The sequence below is a fragment of the Microbacterium sp. Leaf351 genome (genome assembly GCF_001423825.1).
GTDB lineage: Bacteria > Actinomycetota > Actinomycetes > Actinomycetales > Microbacteriaceae > Microbacterium > Microbacterium ginsengisoli.
The window spans coordinates 187867-189690 of sequence record NZ_LMPK01000015.1; the positions used below are offsets into that span (position 1 = coordinate 187867).

Here is a 1824-nt window from a genome sequence, read left to right on the forward strand (position 1 = left end):
GAGCAGGGCATCGGCCGACAGCACGACCGACTTCGGATGCCCCGTCGACCCCGACGTCGTGATGACCGCCGCCGCGCCCGGCAACAGGTCGTCGCGCGAGGACAGGGAGCCTTCGCGGGCAACGTCCTGTTCTCGCGCGTTCTCCTGCGGCCGCGCGGCCGGCGCCGCAGCCACCGGCTCGCCGCCGAGACGCAGCGCGGACCCCGACCCGTCGAGCGCGGCGCGCAGCGCACGGGTCAGGGCCGCGACATCCGTCATCTCAGAAGTGCCAGGGATACGGCGACCAGTCGGGGTCGCGCTTCTCGAGGAATGCGTCGCGGCCCTCGACGGCCTCATCGGTGCCGTAGGCGAGACGCGTCGCCTCGCCCGCGAACAGCTGCTGGCCGACGAGCCCGTCGTCGACCGCGTTGAACGCGTACTTCAGCATGCGGATCGCCGTGGGCGACTTGCCGAGGATCGTGCGTGCCATCGCCACCGCCTCGCGCTCGAGGTCCTCGTGCGCGACGACACGGTTGATCGCCCCGATCTCGTACGCCCGCTCTGCGGAGTATTCCTCCGCCAGGAAGAAGATCTCCCGCGCCACCTTCTGACCCACCTGGCGCGCGAAGTACGCCGAGCCGTACCCCGCGTCGAACGAGCCCACGTCGGCGTCGGTCTGCTTGAACCGGGCGTGCTCACGCGAGGCGATCGCCAGATCGCACACGACGTAGAGCGAGTGCCCGCCACCGGCCGCCCATCCGGGGACGACCGCGATCACGGGCTTCGGCATGAAGCGGATGAGCCGCTGCACCTCGAGGATGTGCAGCCGCCCGGCGCGGGCCGGGTCGTGCACTGCGGCCTCGTCCTCGCTGTATTTGTAGCCGTCGCGACCGCGGATGCGCTGGTCGCCGCCCGAGCAGAACGCCCACCCGCCGTCCTTCGGGCTCGGCCCGTTGCCGGTCAGCAGCACCACGCCGATGCGCGGGTCCTGACGCGCGATGTCCAGCGCCCGGTAGAGCTCGTCGACCGTGTGCGGACGGAACGCGTTGCGCACCTCGGGTCGGTCGAACGCGATGCGGGCGATGCGCCCGTCACGGCTGACGTGGGCGGTGATGTCGGTGTACGACGCCGCCCCCGGGGCATCCGCCCACTCGGACTCATCGAACAGCGGCGAGATCATGCGCGGCTCAGTTCTTGCCGTCGCGCCACTGCAGCCAGCAGCGCACGACGTCGAAGTCCCAGTCGGGTCCGTCGAAGCCGAGCGTGAACAGGCGCACGCCGGCGTCATAGAGCGCGTCGGCGTCGTCGGTCGTGCGGCGCTGCAGCTCGTTCGAGACGACCAGGTTCGACACGTCCGTGCCGTCCTTCGCCGCCCACTCGTCGATGACCGAGATCTTGTGCGCGAGCTCCTCGGGGGTGACGAAGCTGTGCCAGATGTCGGCGTGACGGGCGACGATGCGCAGTGTCTTCTGCTCGCCCTTGCCGCCGATGAGCACCGGGATCTTTCGGGTCGGCACCGGCACCAGCTTCTCCCAGCGCGCCTCGATGCGCGGCAGAGCCTCGGCGAGCGCGGTGAGGCGGGTGCCGGGGGTGCCGAACTCGTAGCCGTACTCGTCGTAGTCGCGCTCGAACCAGCCCGAGCCCGTGCCGAAGATGAATCGCCCCTCGCCGCCCTTGGCCGAGATGTGGTCGACCGTGCGGGCCATGTCGGCCTGCAGGTCGGCGTTGCGGTAGCTGTTGCAGTTCACGAGGGCGCCGAATTCGACCTTCTCCGTCTGCTCGGCCCACGCCGCGAGCATCGTCCACGACTCGAAGTGGCGGCCCTCGGGGTCGCCCGAGAGCGGG

2 protein-coding genes and 1 pseudogene are annotated in these 1824 nt (G+C 70.6%); all 3 read right to left on the reverse strand.

Translation table 11 applies throughout. The features are described 5' to 3' along the window. Positions 1–258 (reverse strand): annotated as a pseudogene (locus ASG00_RS17450) (hypothetical protein); the annotation flags it as partial. Between the two features lies 1 nt (position 259). Continuing rightward, complete coding sequence (locus ASG00_RS06585) at positions 260–1159, reverse strand: 1,4-dihydroxy-2-naphthoyl-CoA synthase (RefSeq protein WP_056207720.1); 900 nt, start codon at positions 1157–1159, stop codon at positions 260–262. A gap of 7 nt (positions 1160–1166) precedes the next feature. After that, the coding region (locus tag ASG00_RS06590; protein ID WP_056207723.1) for an LLM class F420-dependent oxidoreductase at positions 1167–1824 on the reverse strand (658 nt) is incomplete at its 5' end.

What these genes read in the sequence shown, in the direction of transcription:
- ASG00_RS06585 (WP_056207720.1), bottom strand. Translation starts at nt 1,159, where the DNA reads ATGATCTCGCCGCTGTTCGATGAGTCCGAGTGGGCGGATGCCCCGGGG.